Genomic DNA, 25834 nt, shown 5'->3' with positions numbered 1-25834 from the left:
GCGTCCCTCGGTCGTGCCCGCCGAGGTCAGCCCCGGCACGGCCCCACGTCGTGCCGGGCGGGCGGGCGGCCGAGGCGCCCCGACCGCCTGCGGGGGCATCGCGGGCGTCGGGGCGGGATGCCGATCCGTCCTGGCGCGGTAGGCGGATCGGCGGGCCTGGGGGTGGGCCCCAACGCCGCGGGGGCATCGCGGCGTTGGGGCGATAGCCCCACTTCTGCCCGGGCGCGGTCGGGCAGAAACGGGAGGTCGAACGTCAAGGATCAGCCCGGAGAAGGGCACACGTGTCCCGCGGGAACGGGGTCAGTCGGGTCGGCAGGTCGGGGAACCGGCGGCCTCGACGGCGGCCCCGGGCACCTGGGGGTACCCGACGGGCCAGCCGCCCGACGGCGTGGCCGCGTGGTCGCGGGTGGCCAGCACGCCCAGCGCCCCGCGGGCCTGGCCGCCGCCGTCGTGCGCCGCCCCGGCCGAGGTGCCGGACGCGGGCGCGCTGGGCGCGGGCGGGGCGGGCGGCTCGGCCGGGCGGTCGGCGGGCGCGGTGGCGGTGTCGCCCTGATCGGGCTCGGTGGCCTCGGGGGCCGGGTGGACCGGCCCGGTCCAGAGCGCGGGGGCGACGACCTGGCGGGGGGCGGGCGGCGCGGGGGCGCGCGCGGGCGGGGGCCGCGGCGCGGCGGCCGCGACCGGTTCGGCGACGACGGGGGCGGTGTCCTCGACGGACTCCACCGGGGTCTCCCACGGCGCGGGGCCGTAGTCCACCCCGCCGAAGGTGATCGTCGGCTCGACCTCGACCCCCGGCGTCGAGCTGGCCGAGCCCTGCGCCGAGCTGGTCGGCTCCGGCGCGACTGGCGCGGCTGGCGCGGTGGGCTCCTGCGGCTGCGGGGCGATCAGTCCGCCCAGGACGGTCGGGCGCTCGGGGGCGGGCGGGGCGGCGGGGGCGCCGGGGCCCACCCGCTCGGCGGCGGAGCCGAGGAGCGCGACGAGCTCCTTGCCCGCCGCGGCCCGCTCGCGCAGCGCGTCGGCGAGGTCGGACCGCCCGGTGTCGGCTCCGGCCGATGTGGAGCCGATGAGCAGCCCGCCGAGCAGGAACCCGGCCACGACCAGCAGCCTGCGCAGCCAGCCCAGGGCGGTCGGGCGGTCCTGCGGGTGCAGCGAGGCGCGGGCGCGTGCGGTGTCCACGGCCTCACCCCACTTCCGTCCCGGCGGTTCCCGATGCCGCTACGACGACCCAGCCACTATCCAGCACCGAGTCGCGTCACCGCACCCTAACCGGGCGGGTTCCACCCGGAAAGACGGATACCTCCGCCTGTACCCGGGGATTCGCCGTCACAGACGGTGGAATTCAGCCGAACGGGTGAAAGAACTCAGTGAAGTTTGTGCAGTCTCGACAAAGCTTCGTCGATGACTTCGTCCTTCTTGCAGAAGGCGAAGCGCACCAGGTGCCGCCAGCGGTCGGGGTTGTCGGTGAACACCTGGACGGGCACGGCGGCGACGCCCGCCCGCTCCGGCAGCTCGCGGCACAGCTGCAGGCCGTCGGCGAACCCCAGCGGGCGCACGTCGGCGCACACGAAGTAGGTGCCCTCCGTGCGCCGCACCGCGAAGCCCGCCTCGGCCAGGCCGGTGGACAGCCGCTCGCGCTTGTCCGACAGGGACGCCCGCAGCGCGGCCACCCATTCGTCCTCATGCGACAGCGCGTGGGCGACCGCGGGCTGGAACGGGGCGCCGCCGACGAAGGTGAGGAACTGCTTGGCCGCGCGGACCGCGCCCACCAGCCGCGCGGGCCCGCACACCCAGCCGATCTTCCACCCGGTGCAGTTGTAGCTCTTGCCCGCGCTGGAGATGGTGAGCGTGCGCTCGGCCATCCCGGGGAAGGTGGCCAGGGGCAGGTGGGCGTGGTCGTCGAAGACCAGGTCCTCGTACACCTCGTCGCAGATGGCGATCAGCTCGCGCTCGGCGCAGACGGCGGCGATGCCTGCCAGCTCGTCGCGGGTGAAGACGGTCCCGGTGGGGTTGTGCGGGCTGTTGACCAGGATCGCGCGGGTGCGCGGGGTGACCGCGGCGCGCAGCGCGTCGACGTCGATGCCGAAGCGGCTGGACTCCTGCTCGGCCAGCGGCACGGTCACCCGGGTCGCGCCCGACATGGCCACCGAGGCGGCGTAGGAGTCGTAGTACGGCTCGATGACGACCACCTCGTCGCCGGGGCCGACCAGCGCCAGCAGCGACGCGGCGATGGCCTCGGTCGCGCCGACGGTGACCAGCACCTCGGCGTCGGGGTCGAACTCCTGGCCGAAGCGGGCGCGGCGGGCGGCGATGGCCGCGCGCAGCTCGGGCGCCCCGGGCCCCGGCGGGTACTGGTTGACGCCCTCGGCGATCGCCCGCTGGGCGCGCTCCAGCATCGACGCGGGGCCGTCGGTGTCCGGGAAGCCCTGGCCGAGGTTCACCGCCCCCGCCCGCACGGCCAGCGCGGTCATCTCCGCGAAGATGGTCGACGTGAACGGCCGCAGCCGCGGCACCAGCGGGGTCTCCGACATGGGGTCACCTTCTCACGGACAATGGCGGCTGTGGACCACCAGAGCGCCCTGGCCCCCGTGCCCGCCGAGCAGGAGAAGCGCCGCGCCCTGCGCCGGATGAAGGCCGTCGCGCTGGCCTTCCTCGGCGGCGCCACGCTGATCTTCCTGGCCACCACCCTGTGGCAGTCGGCAGGGGCGCCGGGGTGGGTGGGCTACGTCAAGGCCGCCGCCGAGGCGGGCATGGTCGGCGCGCTCGCGGACTGGTTCGCCGTGACCGCGCTGTTCCGCCGCCCGCTGGGCCTGCCGATCCCGCACACCGCGATCATCCCGACGAAGAAGGACCAGCTCGGGCAGAGCCTCGGCGACTTCGTGGGGTCGAACTTCCTGGCCGAGTCGGTGGTGCGCGAGCGGCTGCGCCGGGTGGGCGTGGCCGCCAAGCTGGGCGGCTGGCTGGCCCGGCCGGAGAACGCCGACCGGGTGACCGCCGAGCTGGCCACCGCGGCGGGCGGGCTGGTGACCGTGCTGCGCGACGACGACGTGCAGGCGGTGGTCGAGCAGGCCGTGGTCAAGCGGGTGATGGACGCGCCGTGGGGGCCGCCGCTGGGCAAGGTGCTGGAGCGGGTGTTCGCCGACGGCTCGCACCACCGGCTGGTCGACCTGCTCTGCGACCAGGCCTACGACTGGGTGCAGGGCAACCAGGACCAGATCGTCACCGTCGTCTCCGGCCGCTCGCCGTCGTGGTCGCCGAAGTTCGTCGACAGCCTGGTCGCCGACAAGGTCTACAACGAGGTGCTGTCCTTCGCCTGGAACGTCAAGACCGACGTCAACCACCCGATGCGGCTGGCGCTGGACAAGTTCCTCGGCGAGTTCGCCGACGACCTGCAGCACGACCCGAGCGTCATAGGCAAGGCGGAGGCGCTCAAGCAGCAGGTCGTCGACCACCCCGAGGTGCAGAAGCTGATCGGCAGCATCTGGGCCACGGCCAAGCGCATGCTGCTCGACGCCGCGGCCGACCCCTCCAGCGAGCTGCGGACCCGGGTCCGTGCCGGGCTGCTCGCCCTGGGCGAGCGGCTGGTGGCCGACGACGCGCTGCGCGCCAAGGCCGACGGCTGGGTCGAGGGCGCGGCGGCCTACGTCGTGCTCAACTACCGCGACGAGATCACGACCCTGATCACGGACACGGTCCGGCGCTGGGACGGCGCGGAGACCGCGCGCAAGGTCGAGCTGCAGGTCGGGCGCGACCTGCAGTTCATCCGCATCAACGGGACCGTGGTCGGCGCGCTGGCCGGGCTGGTGATCTACGCCGTGGCCCAGCTCATCGGCTGAGCCGCGGCTACAGGCCCGCCTTGGCGCGCTCGCGCCAGGCCCGCGCCTTCTCCCGGTTGCCGCAGACGCGCATCGAGCACCAGGTGCGGCTGCGGTTGCGGGAGCGGTCGAAGAACGCCCACTGGCAGTCGTCGGCCGGGCAGATCTTGAACCGCTCCCACTCGTCGAGCACCGCCAGCCTGCTCGCCGCAGCCAGCACCGCGCCGGTGACATCGACTGCGGCGAACCGGGGTATGCCCGCCACGAGCTCGACCCGCACCTCGACCGGCGGGGGCGGGGGCGCGGGCGGTCCGCCGACCGCCGCGCGCAACCCGGCCCGCACGGCCCGCACCCGGGCGGGTGGCCCGCCGACCAGGCCCCGGTCGGCCAGCCACGTCTGCCAGGCCAGCGGGTCGGCCAGGACGTCGGTGCCGCGGTCGAGGTCGATGGTGTTCAGGAAGTCGAGAACCAGCTCCACGTCGTGGTCGGTGGTCACGACACCACTGTAGGCCCGATACCGGTTGCAGCGATCGGAGCTAACCCCCATACTCAAGATCACCGGTTACGAGAGGAGATCGCGATGACCCAGCCCGTCCGCCTCACCGTCGTCCTCGACTGCCCCGACGCCGTCGAGCTCGCCGAGTTCTACCGCCGCGTCCTGCAGTGGCCGGAGGAGCCGGAGGTTCAGGACGGCGGCGACTGGGTGAACCTGGACGGGCCGCTGGGCCGCATCGCCTTCCAGCGCATCCCCGACTACGTGGCGCCGACCTGGCCGGGCGGGGAGCACCCGCAGATGCTGCACCTGGACTTCAAGGTCGACGACCTGGACGCGGCCCACGAGCGCCTCACCGAGCTGGGCGTCGAGCTGCTCGACGAGACCCACGCCAAGTCCTTCCGGGTCTACGCCGATCCGGCGGGCCACCCGTTCTGTCTGACGGTCTGATCAAGTTCGCGCAGGTCACCCGGCTATTCGTAGCGTGTATACCCGTGTTGTAGAGTCCCGGGCATGTCAATCGGACACGCCCTGCTCGGCCTCTTGGAGACCGGGCCCCGGCACGGATACGACCTCAAGCGGGTCTACGACGAGCGCTTCGGCCAGGACCGCCCCCTGGCCTACGGCCAGGTCTACGCCACGCTCTCGCGGCTGCTGAAGAACGGACTGGTGGAGGAGCGCGGCGTCGAGGCTGGCGGCGGGCCCGAGCGCAAGCGCTACGCCATCACCGACGCCGGGGTCACCGACCTCGCCGTGTGGCTGGTCACCCCGGAGAGCCCGCAGATCTACCTGCAGAGCGCCCTCTACACCAAGGTGGTGCTCGCCCTGATGTCCGGGCGCAGCGCCGAGGAGGTGCTCGACGCCCAGCGCGCCGCGCACCTGCAGACCATGCGCGAGCTGACCCTGCGCAAGCAGGGCGGCGACCTGGCCGACCAGCTCATCTGCGACCACGCCCTGTTCCACCTGGAAGCTGACCTGCGCTGGCTGGAGCTCACCACCGCGCGCCTGTCCGAGCTGGCGAAGGCGGTGGCCGAATGAGCCCCATCCTGAGTGCGACCGACCTCCGCAAGTCCTTCGGCAGCACCCCGGCCCTCGACGGCGCCGGGATGTCGGTGGCCCCCGGCGAGGTCGTCGCGGTGATGGGCCCGTCCGGGTCGGGCAAGTCCACGCTGCTGCACTGCCTGGCCGGGATCGTCGCGCCGGACTCCGGCTCGGTGGTCTACGCCGGGCGCGAGCTCTCGGCCATGTCCGACAAGGAGCGCAGCGCGCTGCGCCGCGGGGAGTTCGGCTTCGTCTTCCAGTTCGGCCAGCTCGTCCCCGAGCTGTCCTGCCTGGAGAACGTGGCCCTGCCCATGCGCCTGGGCGGCACCAAGCGCCGGGTGGCCGAGGCCAAGGCGCGGGAGTGGCTGGACCGGCTGGAGGTCGGCGCGGTCGGCCCCAAGCGCCCCGGCGAGGTCTCCGGCGGGCAGGGCCAGCGGGTCGCGGTCGCCCGCGCGCTGGTCACCGCGCCCAAGGTCGTCTTCGCCGACGAGCCGACCGGCGCGCTGGACTCGCTCAACGGCGAGCAGGTGATGCAGCTGCTGGTGCAGACGGCCAAGGAGACGGGCGCGGCGATCGTGCTGGTGACCCACGAGGCGCGGGTGGCCGCCTACTCCGACCGCGAGGTCGTGGTGCGCGACGGCAAGACCCGCTCGCCGGAGCTGGTCCCGTGAGCGGGTGGCGTTCGGACCTGCTGATCGGGGTCCGGCTGGCCGTCGGGGGCGGCCGGACATCGATGGCGCGGTTCGTGCTCAGCTCGATCGGCGTCGGCATCGCCGTGGTGGTGCTGCTGATGGCCGCCTCCGCCGGGACGGTCGCGGCCAACCGCGACGCCCGCGGGTCGCTCTCGGCCACCGACCTCAACCCGGTCGCGGGCGTCGACCCGACCTTGGTCGTGTGGGACGGCACGGCCTTCCGCGGCGAGCGGATCAACGTCAAGCGGGTGCGCGCGGCAGGCCCGAACTCGCCGGTGCCGCCCGGCCTGCCCAGGATGCCCGCCGCCGACGAGATGTACGTCTCCCAGGCGCTGGCCGACCTGCTCGCCGACCCGGACTCGGCGCTGCTGAAGCCGCGGTTCCCGCAGCGGGTGGTCGGCGTGCTGCCCGCCGAGGTCGTCGCCGACCCGTACGACCTGCTGGCCTACACCGGCCTGCGGGCGGACTACGCGGACGAAGGCGTCTCGGAGGTCTACAAGTTCGGGGTGCCCTCCGACCAGTCGATCCCGCCGGAGTTCCTGCTGGTCCTCCTGCTGGGCGTGGTCGCGCTGCTGGTGCCGGTGTTCATCTTCGTCGCCTCCAGCACCCGCATCGCCGGGGCCGAGCGCGACCGCAGGCTGGCCGCGTTGCGCCTGGTCGGCGGGGACAGCCGCCAGGTCAGGCGGATCGCGGCCGCGGAGGCGCTGGTCAGCGCGCTCGCCGGGATGGTGCTGGGCGCGATCGGGTTCGTGCTGCTGCGGCCGGTGGCGGCGAGCGTGCGGCTGATGGGCGTCGGGGTCTACGAGTTCGACGTGGTGCCCAACTGGTGGCTGGTCGGCGTCATCGCGGTCGCGGTGCCGGTGCTGGCCGTGCTCACCGCGCAGACCGCGCTGCGGCGGACGATCATCGAGCCGCTGGGGGTGGTCCGGTTCAGCCGCCCGGTCCGCAGGCGGGTCGCCTGGCGGCTGCTGCTGGTCGCCGCGGGCGCCGTGCTGCTGCTGTGGAACACCGGCGACGAGAACAGCGACCTCTGGGCCGTGCGCATCGCCACCGGGGCCACGCTGATGCTGGTCGGGGTCCCGGTGCTGCTGCCGGTCGTGGTCGAGCGCGTGGTCTCCCGCCTGCGCGGCGGACCGCCGTCGTGGCAGCTCGCGGTGCGCAGGCTCCAGCTCGACAGCGGCACGTCGGCGCGGGTGATCGGCGGCGTCGCCGTGGTGCTCGCGGGCGCCATCGCCCTGCAGGCGCTGCTGGTGTCCCAGGCGTCGGCCGTCGGACTCGACGCGGCCGAGCAGGCCGAGGAGGACTCCTCCATCGCCCGCAGCTGGGTCGACCGCGAGCGCGAGGCCGCCGTCACCGGGCTGATCTCCGGCGTCGAGGGGGTGGAGTGGGTCGCCCGGTTCACCGGGGCCGACATCGCCGCCGACGTGTCCGGCAGCAACACCCTCTCCGTCAGCATCGGGACCTGCGCCGACATCGAGCGGGTCTTCCAGGTGGTGGACTGCACCGACGGCGAGGTGTTCGCCTACCCGGGCACGACCTCCCGGCCCGGGTTCACCCCTGGGCAGTCGGCGATGTCGGTCGACTGGGCAGGGGAGAAGATGGTCTCCCTCGGTACGTGGACGATCCCGCAGCAGGTGCGGGAGCTGGCGACGGGCGACATCAGCTTCGGGGCGGACCTGATCGCCACCCCGAAGGCGGCCCCGCCCCAGCCCGCCGACCGGGGCGTGAGCCTGCGGATCAAGCTCGACCCGGACCAGCCGGACGCGATCGAGCACCTGCGCAACGCCGCCTTCGGCAACCTGTCCACCGACGTCTACCTCGACTCGGAGATGTCCAGCAGGACCGATGAGCAGGAGAACTTCCTGACCATCCAGCGCGGCCTGCTGATCGGCTCGGTGTTCACCCTGATGCTGGCCGGGGTCAGCCTGCTGGTGCTGGCCGTCGAGCAGATCAGGGAGCGCCGCCGCCCCCTGGCCGTGCTGGCCGCCAGCGGTGTGCCGACGGGGGCGATCGCCCGGTCGCTGCTGTGGCAGATCGGCGTGCCGATCGGCCTGGGCGTGCTCGTCGCGCTGGGCACCGGCGTCGGGTTGGCCGCGCTGGTCAACCGCCTGACCAACGACCCGCTGCTGATCGACTGGGCGGGCGTCGGCGTGATGACCGCGGCGGCCGCGGTGCTCGGCCTGCTGGTGTGCCTGGTGACGCTGCCGTTCCTGCGCAGCGCCACCCGGGTGGAGTCCCTGCGCACCGAATGACGTCCGCGAAGGAGGCCACCGCGCCGGGACGCCCGGTGCGGTGGCCGCCTTCGCGGCTCAGCCGCTGAGCCGGTGCACGCGCAGCGCCAGGTGGATCTCCAGGGCGCGCGCGGGCTCCTGCCAGCCGGGGCCGAGCAGCGCCCCGATCCGCTCCAACCGCTGCACCACCGTGTTCACGTGCACGTGCAGGACCTCCTTGGCGCGCGTGAGGTTGGTGCCGCAGGCGAAGTACGCCTCCAGCGTCCGCAGCAGGTCCGTCCCGCGCCGGGCGTCGTAGTCCAGCACCGGGCCGAGGACGCCGCGCACGTACCCGGCCAGGTCCGCGCCCTCGCCCAGCAGCAGCCCGACGAACCCCAGGTCGGCGGCCGACCCGCCGTCGCCGGCCCGCCCCAAGGCGATCAGCGACCGGGCGCACCGGGCCGCCGCCGCGTACGCCTCCGCCACGCCGGTCGGGCCCGCGGCCGGACCGGCGGCCCCGACCGTCACCGGGCCGTCGGTCCCCAGCTCCGCGGCCATCCGGGCGGCCAGCGCCCCCGGCTCGGCGGTGCGGGCCAGCACGACCACCTGCTCGGCGTGCACCCCGGCCAGCACCCCGTACCGGGCGGCCGCCGCCGCCAGCCTGCGGCGGGGGACGTGGTCGGCCGTGGCGACCAGCACCGCGTGCGCCGCGGTCAGGTCCACCCCGATCCGCCTGCCCCGGTCCACCAGCGCGGCCGGGTTGCGGTCCGGCGCGGTGAGCAGGTCGGTCAGCAGCTCGCCGCGCACCTCGTCCTCGGCGGCGGCCACCGTGCGGCGCAGCATGAGCAGCAGCGCGGTCACCACGCCCGCCCGCTCGAACAGCCTGCGGTCGGCGTCGTCCAGCTCGGCCCGGCCGGTCAGCACCAACGCCCCCAGCGGCTCGGGACCGGCCAGCACCGCGCACACCCAGCTGTCCCCTGTGGACACCGCCCGGCCGGTGCGCCGGGAGGCGGCCACCGCGTCGGCGGCCAGCGGCGCGGTCGGCCCGACCGCGGCCAGCACCGCCCCAGCCGCGTCGTGCACCGCGATCCCGCCGCGCAGCACGTCGGCGACGGCGGCGGCGACCGAGGCGAGGTCCCCGCCGCCGAGCACCAGGTCCATCAGCCGGTCGTGGGCGTCCTCAGCGCGGCGCATCGCCGCGTTGTGGGCGCTGATCGTCTCGTGGGCGCGGTTGCGGTCGGCGAGCGCCTGGCGAGTCTCGTCGAGCAGGTGGGCGTTGTCGATGGCGATGGCGGCGTGGTCGGCCAGCGAGCTGAGCAGCGCCACCTCCTCGGCGGCGAACTCGCGCGGGGCTCGGTCGGCGGCGTAGAGCACGCCGATCACCTTCGGCCCCAGCGCAAGCGGCACGCCCAGGATCGCGCGCAGGCCCTCATCGCGCACGGAGGTGTCGATGGGGGCGGTGTGCTTGAACCGGCTGTCGGCGAAGTAGTCGCGGGTGGCGTAGGGGCGGGCGGTCTGCGCGACCAGCCCGCCCAGCCCCTCGCCCATCCCCAGCGTCACCTGCTGGAACAGCGCGGACGCCGAGCCGTCGGTCACCCGCATGTAGGTCATGCCGCTGCGCTCGTCGTTCATGCTCAGGTACGACACGTCGACGCCGAGCAGCATCCGCGCCCGGTGCACGATCGAGCGCAGCACCGCGTCGGTGTCGCGCAGCTGGGCCAGGTCGCTCGCGGTGTCGAACAGCGCGGCCAGCTCGGCCTCGCGGCGCTGGTGCGCGGCGACCGTGGCCCGCACCCGCAGCGCGTGCTCGGTCGCCCGCTCCAGCTCGGCCAGCTCGGCCGGTCCCGCCCCCGCGGCCCGGGCGGCGACGATGACCTGGGCGAGCCGCTGCTCGCCCGCGCCGTCGGCCAGCAGCGCCAGCAGCCCGGCCACCCCATCCGTCACGCCGGTCATCGTCGCACCCGGGCCGCGCACCGTCAGACGGCCGCGCGCTGCCGCTTCCCCGCGGGCGTCTCGTCGTGCAGGGAGCTGCCGCGGGTCTCCCGGGACGACAGCACCGCGACCGCGGTGATCGCCGACATCGCCACGACGTAGAGCGCCACCGGCAGCGTGCTGTCGAAGCGCTGGTAGAGCGCGGTTGCGATCAGCGGGGCCACCGCCCCTGCGGCGATCGAGGAGAGCTGGCCGCCGATCGACAGCCCGGTGTAGCGGTACCGGGTGGGGAACTGCTCGCTGAAGAACGCCGCCTGCGGCCCGTACATCGCCCCGTGCAGCACCAGGCCGACCGTCGCGGCGACGATCGCCAGGGCGGGGGAGCGGGTGTCCAGCAGCGCGAAGAACGCGAACGCCCACACCGCGACGCCCACCGCCCCGACCAGGTACACCGGCCGCCGCCCGATCCGGTCCGACAGCGCGCCCCACGCCGGGATGACCAGGAAGTGCACGGCCGACCCGATCAGCACCGCGTTGAGCCCGACCGTGCGCTCCATGCCGAGGCCGGTGGTCACGTAGACGAGGATGAACGCGGTGATCACGTAGTACGAGACGTTCTCGGCCATCCGCGCGCCGATCGTGATCAGCACCCGCCGCCACCCGTGCCGGAACACCTCCACCACCGGGACGTGCTTGGCCCGCGCGTCCGCCTTGGCCTTCGCCGCCACGAACACCGGCGACTCGGTGACCGCCAGCCGGATCCACAGCCCGATCACCACCAGCACGCCGGAGAGCAGGAACGGCACCCGCCAGCCCCAGGACAGGAACGCCTCGTCGGACTGCGTGCCCGCCAGCACCGCCAGCACCGCGGTGGCCAGCAGGTTCCCGCCCGGCGCCCCGCACTGCGGCCAGGACGCCCAGAACCCGCGCCTGCGGTCGTCGCCGTGCTCGGAGACGATCAGCACCGCGCCGCCCCACTCCCCGCCCAGGGCGAAGCCCTGCACCAGCCGCAGCAGGGTCAGCAGGATCGGGGCGGCCGCGCCGATCGCGGCGTACGTGGGCAGCAGGCCCATGGCGAAGGTCGCCCCGCCCATCAGCAGCAGGCTCAGCACCAGCAGCTTCTTGCGGCCGATCTTGTCGCCGTAGTGGCCGAAGACCAGGCCGCCGACCGGCCGGGCGAGGAAGCCGATGGCGTAGGTGGTGAACGCCAGCAGCGTGCCCGTCAGCGGGTCGGTGGTCGGGAAGAACAGCTTGTTGAACACCAGCGCGGCCGCGGAGGTGTAGAGGAAGAAGTCGTACCACTCGATCGTGGTGCCGATCAGGCTCGCGCCGACGATCCGCACGAACGACGTGGGCCTGGCTGCCGGGGGCGCGGACATGGTGTCACCGTTCTTCCGTTGGGGGTTCGGGGTTCACGATCGGGGGTTCAGGTCGCGGTCCAACCGCCGTCGACCGGGATGGAGGTCCCGGTCAGGTGCGCCGCGTGCGGCCCGCACAGCCACACGACCAGCGCGGCGACGTCGTCGGCGCCGACCAGCCGCTTGATCGGCGCGCGGTCGAGCAGCACGCGCTCCACCACCTCGGCCGGATCGATGCCGTGCGCGCGGGCCTGCGCCGCGATCTGGGCGTCGACCAGCGGCGTGCCGACGTAGCCGGGGCTGACGCACACGCTGGTCACCCCGTGCGGGGCGCCCTCGACGGCGGTCACCTTCGACAGGCCCTCCAGCCCGTGCTTGGCGGCGACGTAGGCGGCCTTGTACGCGCTGGCCCGCAGGCCGTGCACGCTCGAGAGGTTGACCACCCGGCCCCAGCCGCGGGCGTACATGTGCGGCAGCGCGGCGCGGATCAGCAGGAACGGCGCGGTCACCATCACCCGCTGCATCAGCGCGAAGCGCTCGGGCGGGAACTCGTGCAGTGCCGCCACGTGCTGCAACCCGGCGTTGTTCACCAGGATGTCGACCTCGGCGGGCAGGGCGGCGACCGCGTCGGCGTCGGCGAGGTCGGCGACGTGCGCGTCCCCGCCCACCTCGGCGGCCACGGCCAGCGCGCCGGGGCCGTCGCGGTCGACGACGTGCACCCGTGCCCCCGCCGCGGCCAGCGCCCGGGCGCAGGCGCGGCCGATGCCGCCCGCCGCGCCCGTCACCAACGCGGTGCGCCCTTGGAGGGTGTGATCCGGACCACTGGTCATGGCCGGAAACGGTAGGCTGGGCTGATCCGACCAGCCATGTGCCGCAGGCCCACACCTGGCGGTGCGGGAGTGGTGGTCGCACCCATGTCGGGAACCCGGCGCGGGTGCTGCGGCGTTGATCTGCCGAACGAGCTGCCCGACCTAAGATCGGTCGGGTCGGGCCGGGAGTGCCCAGAGACGGAGCGTGTGACCTTGATTTGCCCGAAGTGCCAGAGCACGATGCGCACGGTGGACCGGCAGGGCATCCACATCGACCAGTGCGACAGCTGCAAGGGGATCTTCCTCGACCGCGGTGAGCTGGAGCAGATCCTCACCGCCGAGCAGCGCTACAACGCCGCGCCGCCGCCGCCCTACCAGCCCGCCCCCGGCGGCTACCCGGCCCAGCCCGCCCCGGCCCCGTACCCGCCCGCGCCGCAGCCCGGCTACGGCCAGCCGGTCTACCGCGACTCGCCCCCCGGCTACCGCGACTCGCCGCCCGGGTACGGCCACTACGGGCACGGCGGCCACTACAAGAAGCGCCGCAAGAGCTTCCTCGAGGAGCTGTTCGACTGACGAACCCGATGATCTGCGCGGCCTGCGGTGAGTGGGCCGACGCGCCGACGGTCGACGGGGACGTCCTGGTCTGCGACCGGTGCGGGCACCGGGAGCCCTTCCAGCGGCTCCCGGTGTTCGCGCTGACCGGCCCCAGCGGCACCGGCAAATCCACCGTGTGCAGGCGCCTGGGCGCGCTGCTCGGCGACTCGGTCGTGGTGCTGGAGCAGGACGTGCTGTGGATCGGCGCGCTGCGCGACCCGGCCGACGACTTCGGCGCCTTCCGGCAGACCTGGCTGCGGATGATCGCCATGCTCAACCAGAGCGGGCGCCCGTCGGTGCTCTGCGGCACGGTCGCGCCGCCGCAGTTCGAGACCCGGCCCGAGCGCCCGCTGTTCGCCGACATCCACTACCTGGCGCTGGTCGCCGACGACGACGTGCTGCGCAAGCGCTTGCTCGCGCGCCCGGCCTGGCGCGGCTGGCAGGACGAGGAGCGCATCGCCGACATGCTCAGGTTCAACGCCTGGGTCAAGGCGAACGCGCCGCACACCGACCCGCCGATGGACCTGCTCGACACCACCGACGTGCCCGTCGAGCAGACCGCCCGCGCCGTCGCCGACTGGGTGCGGGCCCGCCTCTAGAGGGACATGCCCGCGTAGGCCGCGGCGAAGCCCAGGCCGAGGTTCGCCGCCAGGTTGAGCCCGGCGAGCCCGATCGCGCGCTGCTCGATGAGCCACAGCGTCTGGTAGCTGAACGACGAGTACGTCGTCAGCGCGCCGCAGAAGCCGACCCCCAGCCCCGTGGTCAGCCCGGTGGCCTCGCGGGTGAGCAGGTAGCCGAGCAGGGCCGAGCCGACGACGTTGACCAGCAGCGTCCCGAAGGGGAACCGGGTGCCGAAGGCCCGGTCGGCCAGGTAGCGCAGGGGCGCGCCGACCGCCGCGCCGAGCGCGACCCACAGCGCGGTCACCGCAGCACCGCCCGCGTCCCCCAGAGCCCGGCCGCCGTCGCCAGCAGCGCGGCCGCGGCCGTGCCGAACAGCAGCAGCGCGGCGGCCGCCGGGTGCCCGTCGCGGATGAGCCCGTGCACGTCGGTCATCGCCGTGGAGAACGTGGTGAACCCGCCGAGCACGCCGACGCCGAGGAACGGCCGCTGCCAGGCGCGCCGCGCGGGCAGGGCCATCAGCGCGCCGATCAGCAGGCATCCCGCGACGTTGATCCCGAAGGTCACCACCGGACCGGGGAACGCCACCGACAGCCCGTAGCGCGCCAGGGTGCCGACCACCCCGCCCGCCGCGACCACCGCGATCACCACGGGTAGACCCTATGTGATCCACCCCGCAAGCACCTGTGCTTGCAACTGCTAGCGGCGCGGCGTACCGTCGGTGGGGTCGCGAGGAGGAGCGCGTGGACGAACCCAAGGGCTTCGACAAGGTCGCCGACCTCGGTCGGGACATCGGCGAGTACATCCGCCAGCAGCGCAGCAACGCCAAGATCTCGGTGCGCCAGCTGGCCAAGCTCGCCGGGGTGTCCAACCCCTACCTCAGCCAGATCGAACGGGGGCTGCGCAAGCCGAGCGCGGAGATCCTGCAGCAGATCGCCAAGGGCTTGCGGATCTCGGCCGAGGCGCTCTACGTGCAGGCGGGGATCCTCGACGTGCCCACCGGCGGCCCGGTCGCCGACGCCGTGCGCGCCGCCCCCGAGCTCACCGAGCGGCAGAAGCAGATCCTGCTGGACATCTACACGTCCTTCCGGCGGGAGAACGAGAAGTCCCCAGTGGGGAAGTCCGCAGTGGACAAGTCCGGTGTGGACCGGGAAGGAGTGGATCGGCAATGAGCAAGGCTGACGACGTCCGCGCGGCAGGCGAGCAGGCCGCCGCCGCGGTCACCACCGCGCTGGAGCAGGTCCGCACGCCGCTGCTGGCGGCGCTCGGCGCGGGCGACCTGGCCGCCAAGGCCGTCGCCGACGCGGTCAACCGGGCCAAGGAGCGCGCCGGGAGCACCCGCGCCGCGGTCACCGAGCTGCCCGCGCGCGTCGACGCCGCCGAGCTGCGCAGGCTCGTCGACGAGTACACCGCGGCCGCGCTGAAGCTCTACCAGAAGCTGGCCGACCACGGCGAGGACGCCCTGGGCAAGCTCAAGGCCCAGCCGCAGGTCAAGCGGGCCGTCGAGCAGTTGGAGGAGGCCGTCGCCGCCGCGCAGGCCCACGCAAGCGAGGTCGCCGGGGACGCCCGGGCCGTGGCCGAGGACGTGCTGGCCAAGGTCACCCGCAAGACCCGGTCGGTCGGCGAGAAGACCGCAGCCACCACCGAGCGGATGGCCACCGAGGTCGCCGAGGCCGTCGTGGAGGCGGGCGGCGACGTGGCCTCCGAGGTGCGCAGCGCCAGCCGCCGGGTGGCGAACAAGACCGCCCCCGCGCGCAAGCCCGCCACCCCGCGCAAGACCGCGGCGAAATCCGACAAGTAAGCAGGCGCGGACCCCGGGCTCCGGCCCGGGGTCCACCTGTATGGTGATCGCGGTTTCGGCCACGTAGTCTGGTGGCGTGCCGATGGCAGCTATCTGGATCCTGGACGTGATCTCCTGGGCGGCGATCCCGGTGGGCGCGTTCGCCTTCATCCACGCCCTGCTGCAGCGCCCGGACGCCTACTCGGCGGCCGACCGCATGTCCAAGCCCGCGTGGCTGGGGATCACCGCGGGCGCGCTCGCCGCCCTGCTGATCTTCCGCTTCTCCGGGACGGGCTGGATCTTCTGGATGGCGGGCCTGGTGGCCGCGCTGGTCTACATCGTCGACGTGCGGCCCAAGCTGATCGAGGTCCAGCGCGGTCAGCGCTGGTAGAGCAGGGCCAGCAGCGCCCCGGCCGCGACGAGCGCGCCGACCAGCAGCACCGAGCACCCCCACACCGCCCGAGCCCCGCGCACGGCGAGCACGACCGCGCCTGCCGCGGCCACCACCACGACCGCGGTGAACACGACCGTCCCGGCGACCGGGCGCCCGCCCAGGGCGGGGCCCAGGAGCAGCACCGCGAAGCCCACCAGCCCGGATGCGGCCAGCAGGGCCGCGGCGGCGATGAGGACCAGCGGTCGGGGCACCCGGCGACCCTAGATCACGGCTCCTCGGGCACGATCACCCAGCACGCCAGGTAGATCAGCGCGCCGGTGCCGAAGCCGAGCAGCGTCGCGCCGACGAGCAGGATGCGGACCAGGGCGGCGTCGACGCCGAACAGGTCGGCGACACCCCCGCACACGCCCGCGACCATCCGGTTGGACCTGCTGCGGTAGAGCTTGCGAACCTTCGTTGTCATGCCTCCAGCATCGCCCCCCGGCGCGCCGCAGGCATCCGGGAACGACCCGGAATCGCAGGTCAGGGTGATCCCGGTCCCGGGTCCGGATACCGTGTCGTGGTGCACAGCCCCGAGGACGTCGCCGCCGCGCTCGACCGCGTGGGCTATCTGCCCGACCCCGGCCTGGCCACCGCGGCCTACCTGGCCATGGCGATGGGCAGGCCGCTGTTCTGCGAGGGCGAGCCGGGCACCGGGAAGACCGCGCTGGCCGCGGCCCTGGCCGAGGCGCTGGGCCGCCCGCTGATCCGGTTGCAGTGCCACGAGGGCATCGACGCCACCCAGGCCCTCTACGACTGGGACTTCCCGCGCCAGCTGCTGCACCTGCGCGCCTTGGAGGCGGCCGGTCCGCTGGACGCAGACGAGGCGGAGAAGTCGTTGTACACCAGGCGTTTCCTGCTCGCCCGACCGCTGCTGCGGGCGCTGGAGGAGGCGCCGTGCGTGCTGCTGGTCGACGAGATCGACCGCGCCGACGACGAGTTCGAGGCGTTCCTGCTCGAAGTGCTCGGCGAGTACGCGGTCACCATCCCGGAGCTGGGCGAGATCCGCGCGGCCGTGCCCCCGCTGGTCGTGCTGACCTCCAACCGCACCCGCGAGGTCCACGACGCGCTCAAGCGCCGCTGCCTCTACCACTGGGTGGACCACCCCGACCTGCCCAGGGAAGTCGCCATCCTGCGCCGCACCCTGCCCGACGCGACCGAGGCCCTGGCCACCCAGGTGGCGGCCGCCGCCCGCCGCCTGCGGACCGCCGACCTGCTCAAACCGCCCGGCGTGGCCGAGACGCTCGACTGGACCCGCGCCATCCTGGCCCTCAACCGCACCACCCTCGACGCCGAGACCGCGGCCGCCACCCTCGGCGCGCTGCTCAAGTACCGCGAGGACACCGCCAGGGTCCTGGCCGACGGCCTGGCCGGGCTCCTGGGCGCCTGACCGCGACCAGCGGAAATTCGCTCGCCATCGAACGCCTGGTCACCCATCATGGGCGTCGGGAGCCGGACGGCCCCGGCGAGTGGCGGCGCCGGTGGAGTCCGGCTCCCCTGCACAATGGCGGCATGGACCCGCTGCCCGGGCTGGTGGGCTTCGCGGCGGCGCTGCGCGCGGCCGGGGTGGCGTGCGGGCCGGACCGGGTCCGGGCCTACCTGGCGGCAGCCGCGCTCCTCGACCTGGGCGGGCTCTACTGGGCGGGCAGGCTGGCCCTCTGCGCCGAGCCCGACGACCTGCCCCGCTACGACGCCGCCTTCCGCGCCTGGTTCGGCGGCGACCTCCCGCAGCCGCCCCGCCGCCCACCCGACCCGCGGCCGCGCCGCTCGACCATCGCCGCCCTGACCGGGGCGCCGGGCGGCGAAGCCGGGGCGGACGCCCTGCCCGGGGCCAGCGACGCCGAAGTCCTGCGGCACCGCGACATCGCCGGGCTCACCGCGGCCGAGCGGGCGCACCTGCGCGAGCTGATCGAGCGGCTGGACCCGCGCCCGCCCACCCGCCGCGCCCTCCGCCGCCGCCCCGCCCGCCGCGGCCCGCTCGACGCCGACCGCGTGCTGCGCGCGATGCGGGCTGCAGGCGAGCCCATCCGCCTGCCTCGGGAGCGCGCGGGCATCCGGCCGCGGCGGGTCGTGCTGCTGATCGACGTCTCCGGCTCCATGCGGCCCTACGCCGACGCCCACCTGCGCTTCGCCCACACCGTCGCCCGCAGGATGCCCACCGAGGTCTTCACCGTCGGCACCCGGCTGACCCGGCTCACCCGCCAGCTGCGCCAGCGCGATCCCGAGGCCGCGCTCACCGCCGCCGCCCGCGCCGTCCCCGACTTCGCGGGCGGCACCCGCCTCGGCGAGACGCTGCGCGCGTTCCTCGACCGGTGGGGGCAGCGCGGGGTTGCCCGCCGCGCGGTCGTCGTGCTGTTCTCCGACGGGTGGGAGCGCGGCGACCCCGCGCTGCTCGGCGCGCAGGCCGCCCGGCTGGCCCGCCTCGCCCACCGGGTGCTGTGGGCGAACCCGCACGCCGGGCGGGCGGGCTACGCGCCGGTGCAGTCCGGCATCGCCGCCGCGCTGCCGCACATCGACCGCCTGGTGGCCGGGCACAGCCTGGCCGCGCTGGACGAGCTGCTGCGAGAGGTGCGCCGTGCGTGACGTCATCGACGAGGTCGTGGCCCGCTGGTCGGCCGGGGAGGCGGTGGCCGTGGGCACCGTCGTGGGCACGTTCTCCTCGGCGCCCCGCGCGCCCGGGGCGGCGATGATGGTCGCCGCGGACGGGACGGTCGCGGGCAGCGTGTCCGGCGGCTGCGTCGAGGGCGCGGTCTACGAGCTGGGCCGGGAGGCGCTGCGCACCGGGCGGCCGGTGCTGCAGCGCTACGGCGTCAGCGACGACGACGCCTTCGCCGTCGGCCTGACCTGCGGCGGGATCATCGACGTCTTCGTCGAGCGGGTGGACCCGGCCGGGTTCCCCGAGCTGGGCGAGCTGGTCGAGGCGGTGCGCGCCGAGGTGCCGGTGGCGGTGGCGACGGTCGTGGCGCACCCCGGCGAGCTGGTCGGCCGCCGGATCGTCGTGTGGCCCGACCGGGTCGCGGGCTCCACCGGCTCGGCCCGGGTCGACGCGGCGATCACCGACGACGCGCGCGGGCTGCTCGCGGGCGGGCGCACCGGGACGCTGTCCTACGGGCCGGACGGGCAGCGGCGCGGCGAGGGCATGCGGGTGTTCGTCAACGCCTACGAGCCGCCGCCGCGGCTGCTGGTCTTCGGCGCGATCGACTTCGCCGCCGCGATGGCGGGCATGGGCGCCTACCTCGGCTACCGGGTGACGGTGTGCGACGCGCGGCCGGTGTTCGCCACGACGGCCCGCTTCCCCGGCGCGCACGAGGTCGTCGTGGACTGGCCGCACCGCTACCTCGCCGCGGAGCTGGCCGCCGGGCGGGTGGACGAGCGCACCGCGGTCTGCGTGCTCACCCACGACCCGAAGTTCGACGTGCCGGTGCTGGAGGTCGCCCTGCGGGCGAAGCTGGGCTACGTCGGGGCGATGGGCTCGCGCCGCACGCACGCCGACCGGCTGCGGCGGCTGCGCGAGGCCGGGCTGACCGAGGCCGAGCTGGCCGCCCTCGCCTCGCCGATCGGGCTGGACCTGGGCGCCCGCACGCCGGAGGAGACCGCGGTCTCGATCGCCGCGGAGATCATCGCGTTGCGGTGGGGCGGAAACGGCGCGCGGCTGGCGCAGGGTACCGAGCGCATCCACAGGTAGTCGGGAGTTGTCCACAGCCGCGGGTTGTCCACAGGCGCGGGTGGGTGGGGTTGCCGGGGCGGTGGTCCGGGGAGCAGAGTCGCGTGTGAGCCCGGTCACCCGACCTACCCAGGAGGCACGATGCGCATCACGGTCAGTGTCGACGGCACGACCTACACCGACGAGGTCGAGCCACGGCTGCTGCTGGTGCACTACCTGCGCGACCGGCTAGGCAAGGTCGGCACGGTCGTCGGCTGCGACACGAGCAACTGCGGCGCGTGCACCGTCCACCTGGACGGCCACAGCGTGAAGTCCTGCTCGGTGCTGGCCGTGCAGGCCGACGGCCGGGAGGTCACCACCGTCGAGGGCCTGGCCAGGGACGGGCAGCTGCACCCGGTCCAGCAGGCGTTCCACGACAACCACGCCCTGCAGTGCGGCTTCTGCACCCCGGGGATGATCATGCAGGCGATCGACCTGCTGGCCGACCACCCCGACCCCGACGACGAGGCGGTGCGCCACGGCATGGAGGGCAACCTCTGCCGCTGCACCGGGTACCAGAACATCGTGCGCGCCGTCCGCGACGCCGCGGGCCGGATGCGGCCGGGGGCCGGGCCCGAGGCCGAGCGGGTCGAGCAGCGCTCGGCGCAGCTGTCGGGGGGCGAGTGATGACCGCGACCGCCGAACCCGAGGTCGGCAAGGCCCGGCTGCGCAAGGAGGACGCGCGGCTGATCACCGGGCGCACCCGGTGGACCGACAACATCACCCTCCCCGGCCTGCTGCACCTGGCCTTCCTGCGCAGCCCGGTGGCCCATGCGCGCATCACCGGGATCGACGTGTCCGCGGCGCGGGCGATGCCCGGCGTGGTCGCGGTGTTCACCGGGCGCGACTTCGCCGACGAGCAGGGCAGCCTGCCGTGCGCGTGGCCGATCACCGAGGACATGAAGGCGCCGAACGCGCCGTCGCTGGCCGTGGACGAGGTCAACTTCGCGGGCGAGGCCGTGGCGGTCGTGGTCGCGCGCGGGCGGTACGAGGCGGCCGACGCGCTCGCGGCGATCGACGTCGACTACGAGGAGCTGCCCGTCGTGCTGGACATGGCGGCCGCGCTCGCCGACGGGGCCGACTTCGTGCACCCGGAGCTGGGGACGAACAAGTCGGCGCTGTGGGTGTTCGACTCGGCGGCCGCGGGCACCGGCGGGGACGTCGAGCAGGCCATCGCCGAGGCCGAGGTGCTGATCGAGCGCACCTACCGCCAGCAGCGGCTGATCCCGGCGTTCATGGAGCCGCGCTCGGTCGTGGTCGACCCGACCGGCGAGCAGTACACGATGTGGTCGGCCACGCAGATCCCGCACATCCTGCGGCTGATGGTGGCGCTGACGACGGGCACGCCCGAGCACAAGGTGCGGGTGATCGCCCCGGACGTCGGCGGCGGGTTCGGCGGCAAGCTCCAGGTCACCCCGGAGGAGGTGATCAGCCTGCTGGTGGCCAAGCGGCTGGGCAAGCCGGTCAAGTGGACCGAGACCCGCTCGGAGTCGCTGCTGTCGGCCCACCACGGGCGCGACCAGGTCCAGAAGCTGACTCTGGCTGCCCGCCGCGACGGCACGGTGACCGGGCTCAAGGTCGAGCTGCTGGCCGACATGGGCGCCTACCTGCGGCTGGTGACGCCGGGGGTGCCGATCCTGGGCGCGTTCATGTTCAACGCGATCTACAAGTTCCCGGCCTACCACTTCGCCTGCACCAACGTCTTCACCAACAAGACGCCCACCGACGCCTACCGCGGCGCGGGCAGGCCCGAGGCGACGTACGCCATCGAGCGGCTGATGGACGAGCTGGCCGTCGAGGTGGGCATGGACCCGCTGGCCGTGCGCGAGCTGAACTGGATCAAGCACGACGAGTTCCCGTTCACCACCGTCGCCGGGCTGGAGTACGACTCGGGCAACTACGAGGCCGCGACCGCCAAGGCCAAGGAGCTCTTCGGCTACGACGAGCTGCGCGCCGAGCAGGCCGAGCGGCGCGCCCGCGGCGACGTGGTGCAGCTGGGCATCGGCATCTCCACCTTCACCGAGATGTGCGGGTTGGCCCCGTCGCGGGTGCTGGGCGCGCTGTCGTACGCGGCGGGCGGCTGGGAGCACGCGGCGGTGCGGATGCTGCCCAGCGGCAAGGTCGAGGTGGTGACCGGGTCCTCGGCGCACGGCCAGGGGCACGAGACGGCGTGGAGCCAGATCGTGGCCGACCAGCTCGGCGTGCCGTTCGAGGACGTCGAGATCCTGCACGGCGACACCCACAGCTCCCCGCGCGGCCTGGACACCTACGGCTCGCGCTCGCTGACGGTGGGCGCGATCGCGGTGGTCAAGGCCGCGGAGAAGGTCGTGGCCAAGGCCCGCCGGATCGCCGCGCACCTGCTGGAGTGCGCCGAGGACGACGTGGACTTCGCCGACGGCCGCTTCACCGTCCGCGGCACGGACAAGGCGATGGGCATGGCCGACCTCGCCTTCGCCGTGTTCTCCGCCCACGACCTGCCCGAGGGCATGGAGCCGTCGCTGGACGCCGAGGCGACCTTCGACCCGGAGAACTTCTCCTTCCCGCACGGCACCCACCTGTGCGCCGCCGAGGTCGACACCGAGACCGGCGCGGTGAAGCTGCGCAAGTACGTGTGCGTCGACGACGTGGGCAAGGTCGTCAACCCGCTGATCGTGGAGGGGCAGGTGCACGGCGGGCTCGCCCAGGGCATCGCCCAGGCGCTGTTCGAGGAGGCGGTGCACGACGAGTCCGGGACGCTGGTCACCGGCTCGTTTGCCGACTACCTGCTGCCCTCGGCGGCGGACCTGCCCGCGTTCATCACCGACCGCACGGAGACGCCGTCCTCGACCAACCCGCTGGGCGTCAAGGGCGTCGGCGAGGCGGGCACGATCGCGTCCACCCCCGCGGTGGTCAACGCGGTCGTCGACGCGGTGCGCCACCTCGGCGTCACCGACATCGCGATGCCGTGCACCCCGATGCGGGTGTGGACGGCCATCACCACCGGCCGCGCCGACGCGGGCGGTCCCAGCTCGACGGAGGCGGGCGGCGGTCTCGGCTCCCTGTCCGGAGGTGCGCAGTGATCCCCGCGGAGTTCGACTACGTAGCGCCGTCCACTGTGGACGACGCGGTCCGCGCCCTGGCCGACGCGGGCGAGGACGCCAAGGTGATCGCGGGCGGGCAGAGCCTGCTGCCGGTCCTGCGGATGCGCCTGGCCACGCCCACCAAGCTGGTCGACCTCGGCCGCATCGCCGAGCTGCGCGGCATCCGCGAGGACGGCGACCACATCGCCATCGGCGCGATGACCACCCACTACGAGGTCCAGCGCGACCCGCTGGTCGACAGCCACCTGGCGTTGCTGCGGCTGGCGACCAACACCGTCGCCGACCCGCAGATCCGCCACCGCGGCACCCTCGGCGGCGCCTTGGCCCACGCCGACCCCGCGGGCGACCTCGCGGCCCCGGCCCTGGCCCTCGACGCCGAGTTCGTCCTCTGCGGCATGGACGGCAGGCGCACCGTCCCCGCCGCCGACTTCTTCCTCGACTACTTCACCACCGCCCTGCGCCCGGACGAGATCATCGTCGAGATCCGCTTCCCCCGCTTCACCGGCTGGCACGCCCACTACGAGAAGTTCAACCGCGTAGCCCAAGCCTGGTCAATCGTCGGCGTCGCCGTCTGCCTGCGGGTAGCGGACTCCACGATCACCGAGGCCCGCGTAGCCCTGACCAACATGGCCCCCGTCCCCCTCCGCGCCACCGCAGTCGAGGAAGCCCTGCTCGGCACCCCCGCCACCCCCGACTCCCTCCGCGCCGCAGCCACCCACGCCGCCACCGCCACCACCCCACCCACCGACAACAACGCCGACCACACCTACCGCCAACACCTAGCCCGAGTCCTCACCACCCGAGCCTTGACCACAGCCGCAGGAGCCTGACGTGTACCCGCAGCACCAACCCCACACCCCGGCCTCGCTCATCGTGAGCGCGGCCGTCCGCACGCGCCGCGAACCCCTGGCTCGGGTTCTGACCGCTCGTGCCTTGACCTCAGCTGGAGGAGCTTGACGTGCGTCTGGAGCACCAGTTCAGCGTCCCCGCCCCGCTCACCGAGGTGTGGCCCGCCCTCCTCGACCCCGAGCGCGTCGCCCCCTGCATGCCCGGCGCCACCCTCACCTCGGTCGACGGCGACACCTTCACCGGCAACGTCAAGGTCAAGCTGGGCCCCGTCTCCCTGACCTACAAGGGAACCGCCCACTACGTCACCCGAGACGAGACCGCCCACCAGGTCGTCATCAAAGCCTCCGGAAAGGACACCCACGGCAACGGCACCGCCGCCGCCACCATCACGGTGACCCTCACCGAATCCCCCGGCACCACCACCGCCCAAGTCCACACGGACCTAGCCATCACCGGCAAACCAGCCCAATTCGGCCGCGGCCTGATCACCGAGGTGGGCAACCGAATCCTCACCACCTTCGCCACCTGCCTAGCCGAAAAGCTAGGCACCCCACCCCAAGCCGGCGACGCCTCACCCACCGAAGGCGCAGCCGCAACGAACCCAGCCGCACAAGGCCCAACCCCCGAAGACCAAAGCACAGGGGGACCACCCCTCGGGGGTTCCGAGGCCAGCGACCTCGCCACCGCAAGCCCGGGTGCCGATGACCCAAGCGGACCCAGCGGGACGAGTGGATCCAGCGGTGCTGACGGAGCCAATGGAGCCGCGAGCCGCGCAGCCACCAACTCCGACCACTCGCCCTCCAACTCCACCGGCACCACGGACACCAACGGCCGCCAACCCCACTCCAGCACCCGACCCACCCTCACCGCGGTCCCGAACACCCCCACGCCACCCGAACCCATCGACCTCATGGAGGTAGCAGGCCGCTCCCTAGCCAAACGAGCCGTGCCCACCGCCCTGGCCCTAGCCCTCATCGGCGCAGTAGTGGCGGTAGTCCTCCGCAAACGCTCCTAACACCCCAAGGCGGCTGGCGCATCCCACCGCGCCCAGCCGCCAACCACCCCCTCCCCCCTCCCGCCACCAACCAAGCCACCCTCCAGCACCCCGGCGACGCCCACCAACCCAGCCCGGACTACGCACCCCTCCGCCCGTGCCCGCCTCCTAGCCGGGGGTGGTCCCGTTCGGGTACCTGCTCAACCAGGACGGGGCGTGTTGGTGGGCTTCGGGGAGTGGGGGAGGGGTGGGCTGGATAGGGTGCGCGGGTGCGTCGGTTTCTGGGGGTTGTGTTCGTCACCGCGGTGGTGGGTGGGTGTGCTGCCCCGACGACTCCGGGGGTGGCTGGGCCGGTGTCGTCGGCCAGCGGTGGGGAAGGCAGCGTCGCGCCGCCGACGACTACGCCGCCCCGAGCCGATGGGTTCACGATTGTCGCTGGTGGGGACGTTCTGATTCATCCGGCGCTCACGGAGCAGGCTGAGGCTGATGGGGGTGGGGGGCGGGACTTCGGGCCGCTCTTCGCGGGGATCGCGCCGGTCGTGGGGGATGCGGATCTGGCGGTCTGCCACCTTGAGGTGCCGCTCGCCGGGGCGGACGGGCCGTTCGCCGGGTATCCGAGGTTCTACGGGCCGCCCGAGGTGGCGGAGGGGTTGGCGGAGACGGGGTACGACGTGTGCACCACCGCCTCCAACCACACGATGGACCGCGGGGCCGAAGGGGCCGTCAGCACGCTCGACGTCCTCGACGCGGCGGGGATCAAGCACACCGGGTCGGCGCGGTCGGCTGAGGAGGCGGGGACGCCGCTGCTGGTGGATGTGCCCGGGGCCAAGGTCGGGTGGCTGTCCTACACCTTCGCCCTCAACAGCGGCACGGAGCGGCCCGCGGGGTCGCCGTGGATGACCAACCTGCTCGACGCAGGCACCGTCATCGAGGACGCCCGCGCGGCGCGGGAGGCGGGGGCGGATGTGGTCGTCGCCAGCCTGCACTGGGGGGTCGAGGGCAAGCACGACCCGACCGCGGAGCAGCGGCGCATCGCCGAGGAGATCCTGGGCGACCCCGCCGTCGACCTGATCATCGGCCACCACGCGCACGTCGTGCAGCCGTTCGAGGCGTTCGACGGCAAGTGGGTGGCCTACGGCCTGGGCAACCAGGTCGCCCGGCACGCCGAGCCCAAGGGCACCACCGAGGAAGGGGCGATGGCCCGCTTCCACTTCACCAAGGGCCCCGACGGCTGGGCCGTCGACACCGCCGAGTGCATCCCCACCCTGGTCGACCTCGGCCCGCCCATCCGCCTGCTCGACCTGACCGGCGCCGACGGCGCGCGGGCGGAGCAGGCCATCGCGCGCACCACGGAGATCGCCTACCGGCTCGGCGCCGACGAAGACGGGCTCACCCGACCTGGCGCGTGACAATTCCCGCGCGTATATTCGAGGGTCCGT

28 protein-coding genes are annotated in these 25834 nt (G+C 74.0%); 18 read left to right on the top strand and 10 right to left on the bottom strand.

Going from position 1 to position 25834, the window contains the following annotated elements; translation table 11 throughout:
- Nucleotides 1–300: 300 nt before the first annotated feature.
- Together ACWEPX_RS07410 and ACWEPX_RS07405 are read right to left on the bottom strand one after the other, a co-directional pair.
- Nucleotides 301–1173 carry a hypothetical protein gene (locus tag ACWEPX_RS07410; protein ID WP_451896245.1) on the bottom strand — a complete coding sequence of 291 codons (873 nt, stop codon included), beginning with the start codon at nt 1171–1173 and terminating at the stop codon, nt 301–303.
- Between the two features lie 185 nt (nt 1174–1358).
- Nucleotides 1359–2525: a pyridoxal phosphate-dependent aminotransferase gene (locus tag ACWEPX_RS07405; protein ID WP_451896244.1), complete on the bottom strand. Its 1167-nt coding sequence runs from the start codon at nt 2523–2525 to the stop codon at nt 1359–1361.
- A gap of 21 nt (nt 2526–2546) precedes the next feature.
- Between ACWEPX_RS07405 and ACWEPX_RS07400 the strand changes: the two genes are divergently transcribed.
- Entirely contained in the window at nt 2547–3830 is a 1284-nt protein-coding gene (locus tag ACWEPX_RS07400; protein WP_451896243.1) for a DUF445 domain-containing protein, read from the top strand.
- A gap of 7 nt (nt 3831–3837) precedes the next feature.
- Here ACWEPX_RS07400 and ACWEPX_RS07395 read toward each other — a convergent pair whose 3' ends face one another.
- A complete protein-coding gene (locus tag ACWEPX_RS07395; RefSeq protein ID WP_451896242.1) occupies nt 3838–4305 on the bottom strand; it encodes a CGNR zinc finger domain-containing protein in 468 nt (155 codons plus the stop codon).
- A gap of 84 nt (nt 4306–4389) precedes the next feature.
- Between ACWEPX_RS07395 and ACWEPX_RS07390 the strand changes: the two genes are divergently transcribed.
- The 4 genes from ACWEPX_RS07390 to ACWEPX_RS07375 all read left to right on the top strand — a co-directional run bounded on the left by ACWEPX_RS07390 (nt 4390) and on the right by ACWEPX_RS07375 (nt 8287).
- Nucleotides 4390–4752, top strand: coding sequence for a VOC family protein (locus tag ACWEPX_RS07390; RefSeq protein ID WP_451896241.1), 363 nt, complete (start codon nt 4390–4392; stop codon nt 4750–4752).
- Nucleotides 4753–4815: 63 nt separating this feature from the next.
- Nucleotides 4816–5340 carry a PadR family transcriptional regulator gene (locus ACWEPX_RS07385; RefSeq protein WP_451896240.1) on the top strand — a complete coding sequence of 175 codons (525 nt, stop codon included), beginning with the start codon at nt 4816–4818 and terminating at the stop codon, nt 5338–5340.
- Nucleotides 5337–6014, top strand: coding sequence for an ABC transporter ATP-binding protein (locus ACWEPX_RS07380; RefSeq protein ID WP_451896239.1), 678 nt, complete (start codon nt 5337–5339; stop codon nt 6012–6014). The genes ACWEPX_RS07385 and ACWEPX_RS07380 overlap by 4 nt, the downstream gene beginning before the upstream one ends.
- A complete protein-coding gene (locus tag ACWEPX_RS07375; RefSeq protein WP_451896238.1) occupies nt 6011–8287 on the top strand; it encodes an FtsX-like permease family protein in 2277 nt (758 codons plus the stop codon). The genes ACWEPX_RS07380 and ACWEPX_RS07375 overlap by 4 nt, the downstream gene beginning before the upstream one ends.
- A gap of 57 nt (nt 8288–8344) precedes the next feature.
- Here ACWEPX_RS07375 and ACWEPX_RS07370 read toward each other — a convergent pair whose 3' ends face one another.
- From ACWEPX_RS07370 to ACWEPX_RS07360, 3 genes are read right to left on the bottom strand one after another with little or no spacing between them, the layout of a single operon-like run.
- Nucleotides 8345–10198 carry a helix-turn-helix domain-containing protein gene (locus ACWEPX_RS07370; RefSeq protein WP_451896237.1) on the bottom strand — a complete coding sequence of 618 codons (1854 nt, stop codon included), beginning with the start codon at nt 10196–10198 and terminating at the stop codon, nt 8345–8347.
- A gap of 23 nt (nt 10199–10221) precedes the next feature.
- Nucleotides 10222–11556 carry an MFS transporter gene (locus ACWEPX_RS07365; RefSeq protein WP_451896236.1) on the bottom strand — a complete coding sequence of 445 codons (1335 nt, stop codon included), beginning with the start codon at nt 11554–11556 and terminating at the stop codon, nt 10222–10224.
- Between the two features lie 47 nt (nt 11557–11603).
- Nucleotides 11604–12365, bottom strand: a complete 762-nt coding sequence (locus tag ACWEPX_RS07360) for a 3-hydroxybutyrate dehydrogenase (protein WP_451896235.1) — start codon at nt 12363–12365, stop codon at nt 11604–11606.
- Between the two features lie 192 nt (nt 12366–12557).
- Between ACWEPX_RS07360 and ACWEPX_RS07355 the strand changes: the two genes are divergently transcribed.
- Nucleotides 12558–12917 (top strand): TFIIB-type zinc ribbon-containing protein, encoded by a 360-nt coding sequence (locus tag ACWEPX_RS07355; RefSeq protein ID WP_451896530.1) that lies wholly within the window; start codon nt 12558–12560, stop codon nt 12915–12917.
- A gap of 8 nt (nt 12918–12925) precedes the next feature.
- Complete coding sequence (locus tag ACWEPX_RS07350) at nt 12926–13537, top strand: AAA family ATPase (protein ID WP_451896234.1); 612 nt, start codon at nt 12926–12928, stop codon at nt 13535–13537.
- Here the strand turns inward: ACWEPX_RS07350 and ACWEPX_RS07345 are convergent.
- Nucleotides 13534–13863 (bottom strand): fluoride efflux transporter FluC, encoded by a 330-nt coding sequence (locus tag ACWEPX_RS07345; protein WP_451896233.1) that lies wholly within the window; start codon nt 13861–13863, stop codon nt 13534–13536. The genes ACWEPX_RS07350 and ACWEPX_RS07345 overlap by 4 nt on opposite strands.
- Nucleotides 13860–14207: a fluoride efflux transporter FluC gene (locus tag ACWEPX_RS07340; protein ID WP_451896232.1), complete on the bottom strand. Its 348-nt coding sequence runs from the start codon at nt 14205–14207 to the stop codon at nt 13860–13862. The genes ACWEPX_RS07345 and ACWEPX_RS07340 overlap by 4 nt, the downstream gene beginning before the upstream one ends.
- Nucleotides 14208–14299: 92 nt before the next feature.
- Here ACWEPX_RS07340 and ACWEPX_RS07335 point away from each other — a divergent pair, with 92 nt between their 5' ends.
- From ACWEPX_RS07335 to ACWEPX_RS07325, 3 genes are all read left to right on the top strand, one after another.
- On the top strand, nt 14300–14728 hold the full coding sequence (locus ACWEPX_RS07335; protein WP_451896231.1) for a helix-turn-helix domain-containing protein: 429 nt from the start codon (nt 14300–14302) through the stop codon (nt 14726–14728).
- A complete protein-coding gene (locus ACWEPX_RS07330) occupies nt 14725–15357 on the top strand; it encodes a hypothetical protein (protein WP_451896230.1) in 633 nt (210 codons plus the stop codon). Before ACWEPX_RS07335 ends, ACWEPX_RS07330 begins: the two co-directional genes overlap by 4 nt.
- Before the next feature lie 82 nt (nt 15358–15439).
- Nucleotides 15440–15727 (top strand): DUF2516 family protein, encoded by a 288-nt coding sequence (locus ACWEPX_RS07325; RefSeq protein WP_373292354.1) that lies wholly within the window; start codon nt 15440–15442, stop codon nt 15725–15727.
- Here ACWEPX_RS07325 and ACWEPX_RS07320 read toward each other — a convergent pair.
- Together ACWEPX_RS07320 and ACWEPX_RS07315 are read right to left on the bottom strand one after the other, a co-directional pair.
- A complete protein-coding gene (locus tag ACWEPX_RS07320; RefSeq protein WP_451896229.1) occupies nt 15715–15981 on the bottom strand; it encodes a hypothetical protein in 267 nt (88 codons plus the stop codon). The two genes, ACWEPX_RS07325 and ACWEPX_RS07320, sit on opposite strands and share 13 nt — an antisense overlap.
- A gap of 14 nt (nt 15982–15995) precedes the next feature.
- Nucleotides 15996–16193, bottom strand: coding sequence for a PspC domain-containing protein (locus ACWEPX_RS07315; protein WP_451896228.1), 198 nt, complete (start codon nt 16191–16193; stop codon nt 15996–15998).
- Between the two features lie 96 nt (nt 16194–16289).
- Between ACWEPX_RS07315 and ACWEPX_RS07310 the strand changes: the two genes are divergently transcribed.
- The 8 genes from ACWEPX_RS07310 to ACWEPX_RS07275 all read left to right on the top strand — a co-directional run bounded on the left by ACWEPX_RS07310 (nt 16290) and on the right by ACWEPX_RS07275 (nt 25804).
- Nucleotides 16290–17159: an AAA family ATPase gene (locus tag ACWEPX_RS07310; RefSeq protein WP_451896227.1), complete on the top strand. Its 870-nt coding sequence runs from the start codon at nt 16290–16292 to the stop codon at nt 17157–17159.
- 122 nt (nt 17160–17281) lie between these two features.
- Entirely contained in the window at nt 17282–18352 is a 1071-nt protein-coding gene (locus ACWEPX_RS07305) for a vWA domain-containing protein (RefSeq protein ID WP_451896226.1), read from the top strand.
- The gene (locus ACWEPX_RS07300; RefSeq protein ID WP_451896225.1) at nt 18345–19454 is read left to right on the top strand and encodes an XdhC family protein; all 1110 of its coding nucleotides are present in this window, start codon (nt 18345–18347) and stop codon (nt 19452–19454) included. The genes ACWEPX_RS07305 and ACWEPX_RS07300 overlap by 8 nt, the downstream gene beginning before the upstream one ends.
- Nucleotides 19455–19574: 120 nt before the next feature.
- On the top strand, nt 19575–20099 hold the full coding sequence (locus ACWEPX_RS07295) for a (2Fe-2S)-binding protein (protein ID WP_451896224.1): 525 nt from the start codon (nt 19575–19577) through the stop codon (nt 20097–20099).
- Nucleotides 20099–22531, top strand: coding sequence for a xanthine dehydrogenase family protein molybdopterin-binding subunit (locus tag ACWEPX_RS07290; protein WP_451896223.1), 2433 nt, complete (start codon nt 20099–20101; stop codon nt 22529–22531). The genes ACWEPX_RS07295 and ACWEPX_RS07290 overlap by 1 nt, the downstream gene beginning before the upstream one ends.
- Complete coding sequence (locus tag ACWEPX_RS07285) at nt 22528–23382, top strand: FAD binding domain-containing protein (protein WP_451896222.1); 855 nt, start codon at nt 22528–22530, stop codon at nt 23380–23382. The genes ACWEPX_RS07290 and ACWEPX_RS07285 overlap by 4 nt, the downstream gene beginning before the upstream one ends.
- Nucleotides 23383–23510: 128 nt before the next feature.
- The gene (locus ACWEPX_RS07280; RefSeq protein ID WP_451896221.1) at nt 23511–24416 is read left to right on the top strand and encodes an SRPBCC domain-containing protein; all 906 of its coding nucleotides are present in this window, start codon (nt 23511–23513) and stop codon (nt 24414–24416) included.
- Between the two features lie 248 nt (nt 24417–24664).
- Nucleotides 24665–25804 (top strand): CapA family protein, encoded by a 1140-nt coding sequence (locus ACWEPX_RS07275; RefSeq protein ID WP_451896220.1) that lies wholly within the window; start codon nt 24665–24667, stop codon nt 25802–25804.
- The last annotated feature ends 30 nt before the right edge of the window (nt 25805–25834 follow it).

It is taken from the genome of Actinokineospora sp. NPDC004072, assembly GCF_053604195.1.
This window is presented reverse-complemented; position numbering and strand designations above follow the sequence as displayed.

Excerpts from the sequence above, each read along its gene's own strand:
- ACWEPX_RS07405 (WP_451896244.1), bottom strand. The coding sequence starts at position 2,525 with ATGTCGGAGACCCCGCTGGTGCCGCGGCTGCGGCCGTTCACGTCGACC.
- ACWEPX_RS07400 (WP_451896243.1), top strand. The coding sequence starts at position 2,547 with ATGGCGGCTGTGGACCACCAGAGCGCCCTGGCCCCCGTGCCCGCCGAG.
- ACWEPX_RS07390 (WP_451896241.1), top strand. The coding sequence starts at position 4,390 with ATGACCCAGCCCGTCCGCCTCACCGTCGTCCTCGACTGCCCCGACGCC.
- ACWEPX_RS07385 (WP_451896240.1), top strand. The coding sequence starts at position 4,816 with ATGTCAATCGGACACGCCCTGCTCGGCCTCTTGGAGACCGGGCCCCGG.
- ACWEPX_RS07380 (WP_451896239.1), top strand. The coding sequence starts at position 5,337 with ATGAGCCCCATCCTGAGTGCGACCGACCTCCGCAAGTCCTTCGGCAGC.
- ACWEPX_RS07370 (WP_451896237.1), bottom strand. The coding sequence starts at position 10,198 with ATGACCGGCGTGACGGATGGGGTGGCCGGGCTGCTGGCGCTGCTGGCC.
- ACWEPX_RS07365 (WP_451896236.1), bottom strand. The coding sequence starts at position 11,556 with ATGTCCGCGCCCCCGGCAGCCAGGCCCACGTCGTTCGTGCGGATCGTC.
- ACWEPX_RS07360 (WP_451896235.1), bottom strand. The coding sequence starts at position 12,365 with ATGACCAGTGGTCCGGATCACACCCTCCAAGGGCGCACCGCGTTGGTG.
- ACWEPX_RS07350 (WP_451896234.1), top strand. The coding sequence starts at position 12,926 with ATGATCTGCGCGGCCTGCGGTGAGTGGGCCGACGCGCCGACGGTCGAC.
- ACWEPX_RS07330 (WP_451896230.1), top strand. The coding sequence starts at position 14,725 with ATGAGCAAGGCTGACGACGTCCGCGCGGCAGGCGAGCAGGCCGCCGCC.
- ACWEPX_RS07325 (WP_373292354.1), top strand. The coding sequence starts at position 15,440 with ATGGCAGCTATCTGGATCCTGGACGTGATCTCCTGGGCGGCGATCCCG.
- ACWEPX_RS07315 (WP_451896228.1), bottom strand. The coding sequence starts at position 16,193 with ATGACAACGAAGGTTCGCAAGCTCTACCGCAGCAGGTCCAACCGGATG.
- ACWEPX_RS07305 (WP_451896226.1), top strand. The coding sequence starts at position 17,282 with ATGGACCCGCTGCCCGGGCTGGTGGGCTTCGCGGCGGCGCTGCGCGCG.
- ACWEPX_RS07295 (WP_451896224.1), top strand. The coding sequence starts at position 19,575 with ATGCGCATCACGGTCAGTGTCGACGGCACGACCTACACCGACGAGGTC.
- ACWEPX_RS07290 (WP_451896223.1), top strand. The coding sequence starts at position 20,099 with ATGACCGCGACCGCCGAACCCGAGGTCGGCAAGGCCCGGCTGCGCAAG.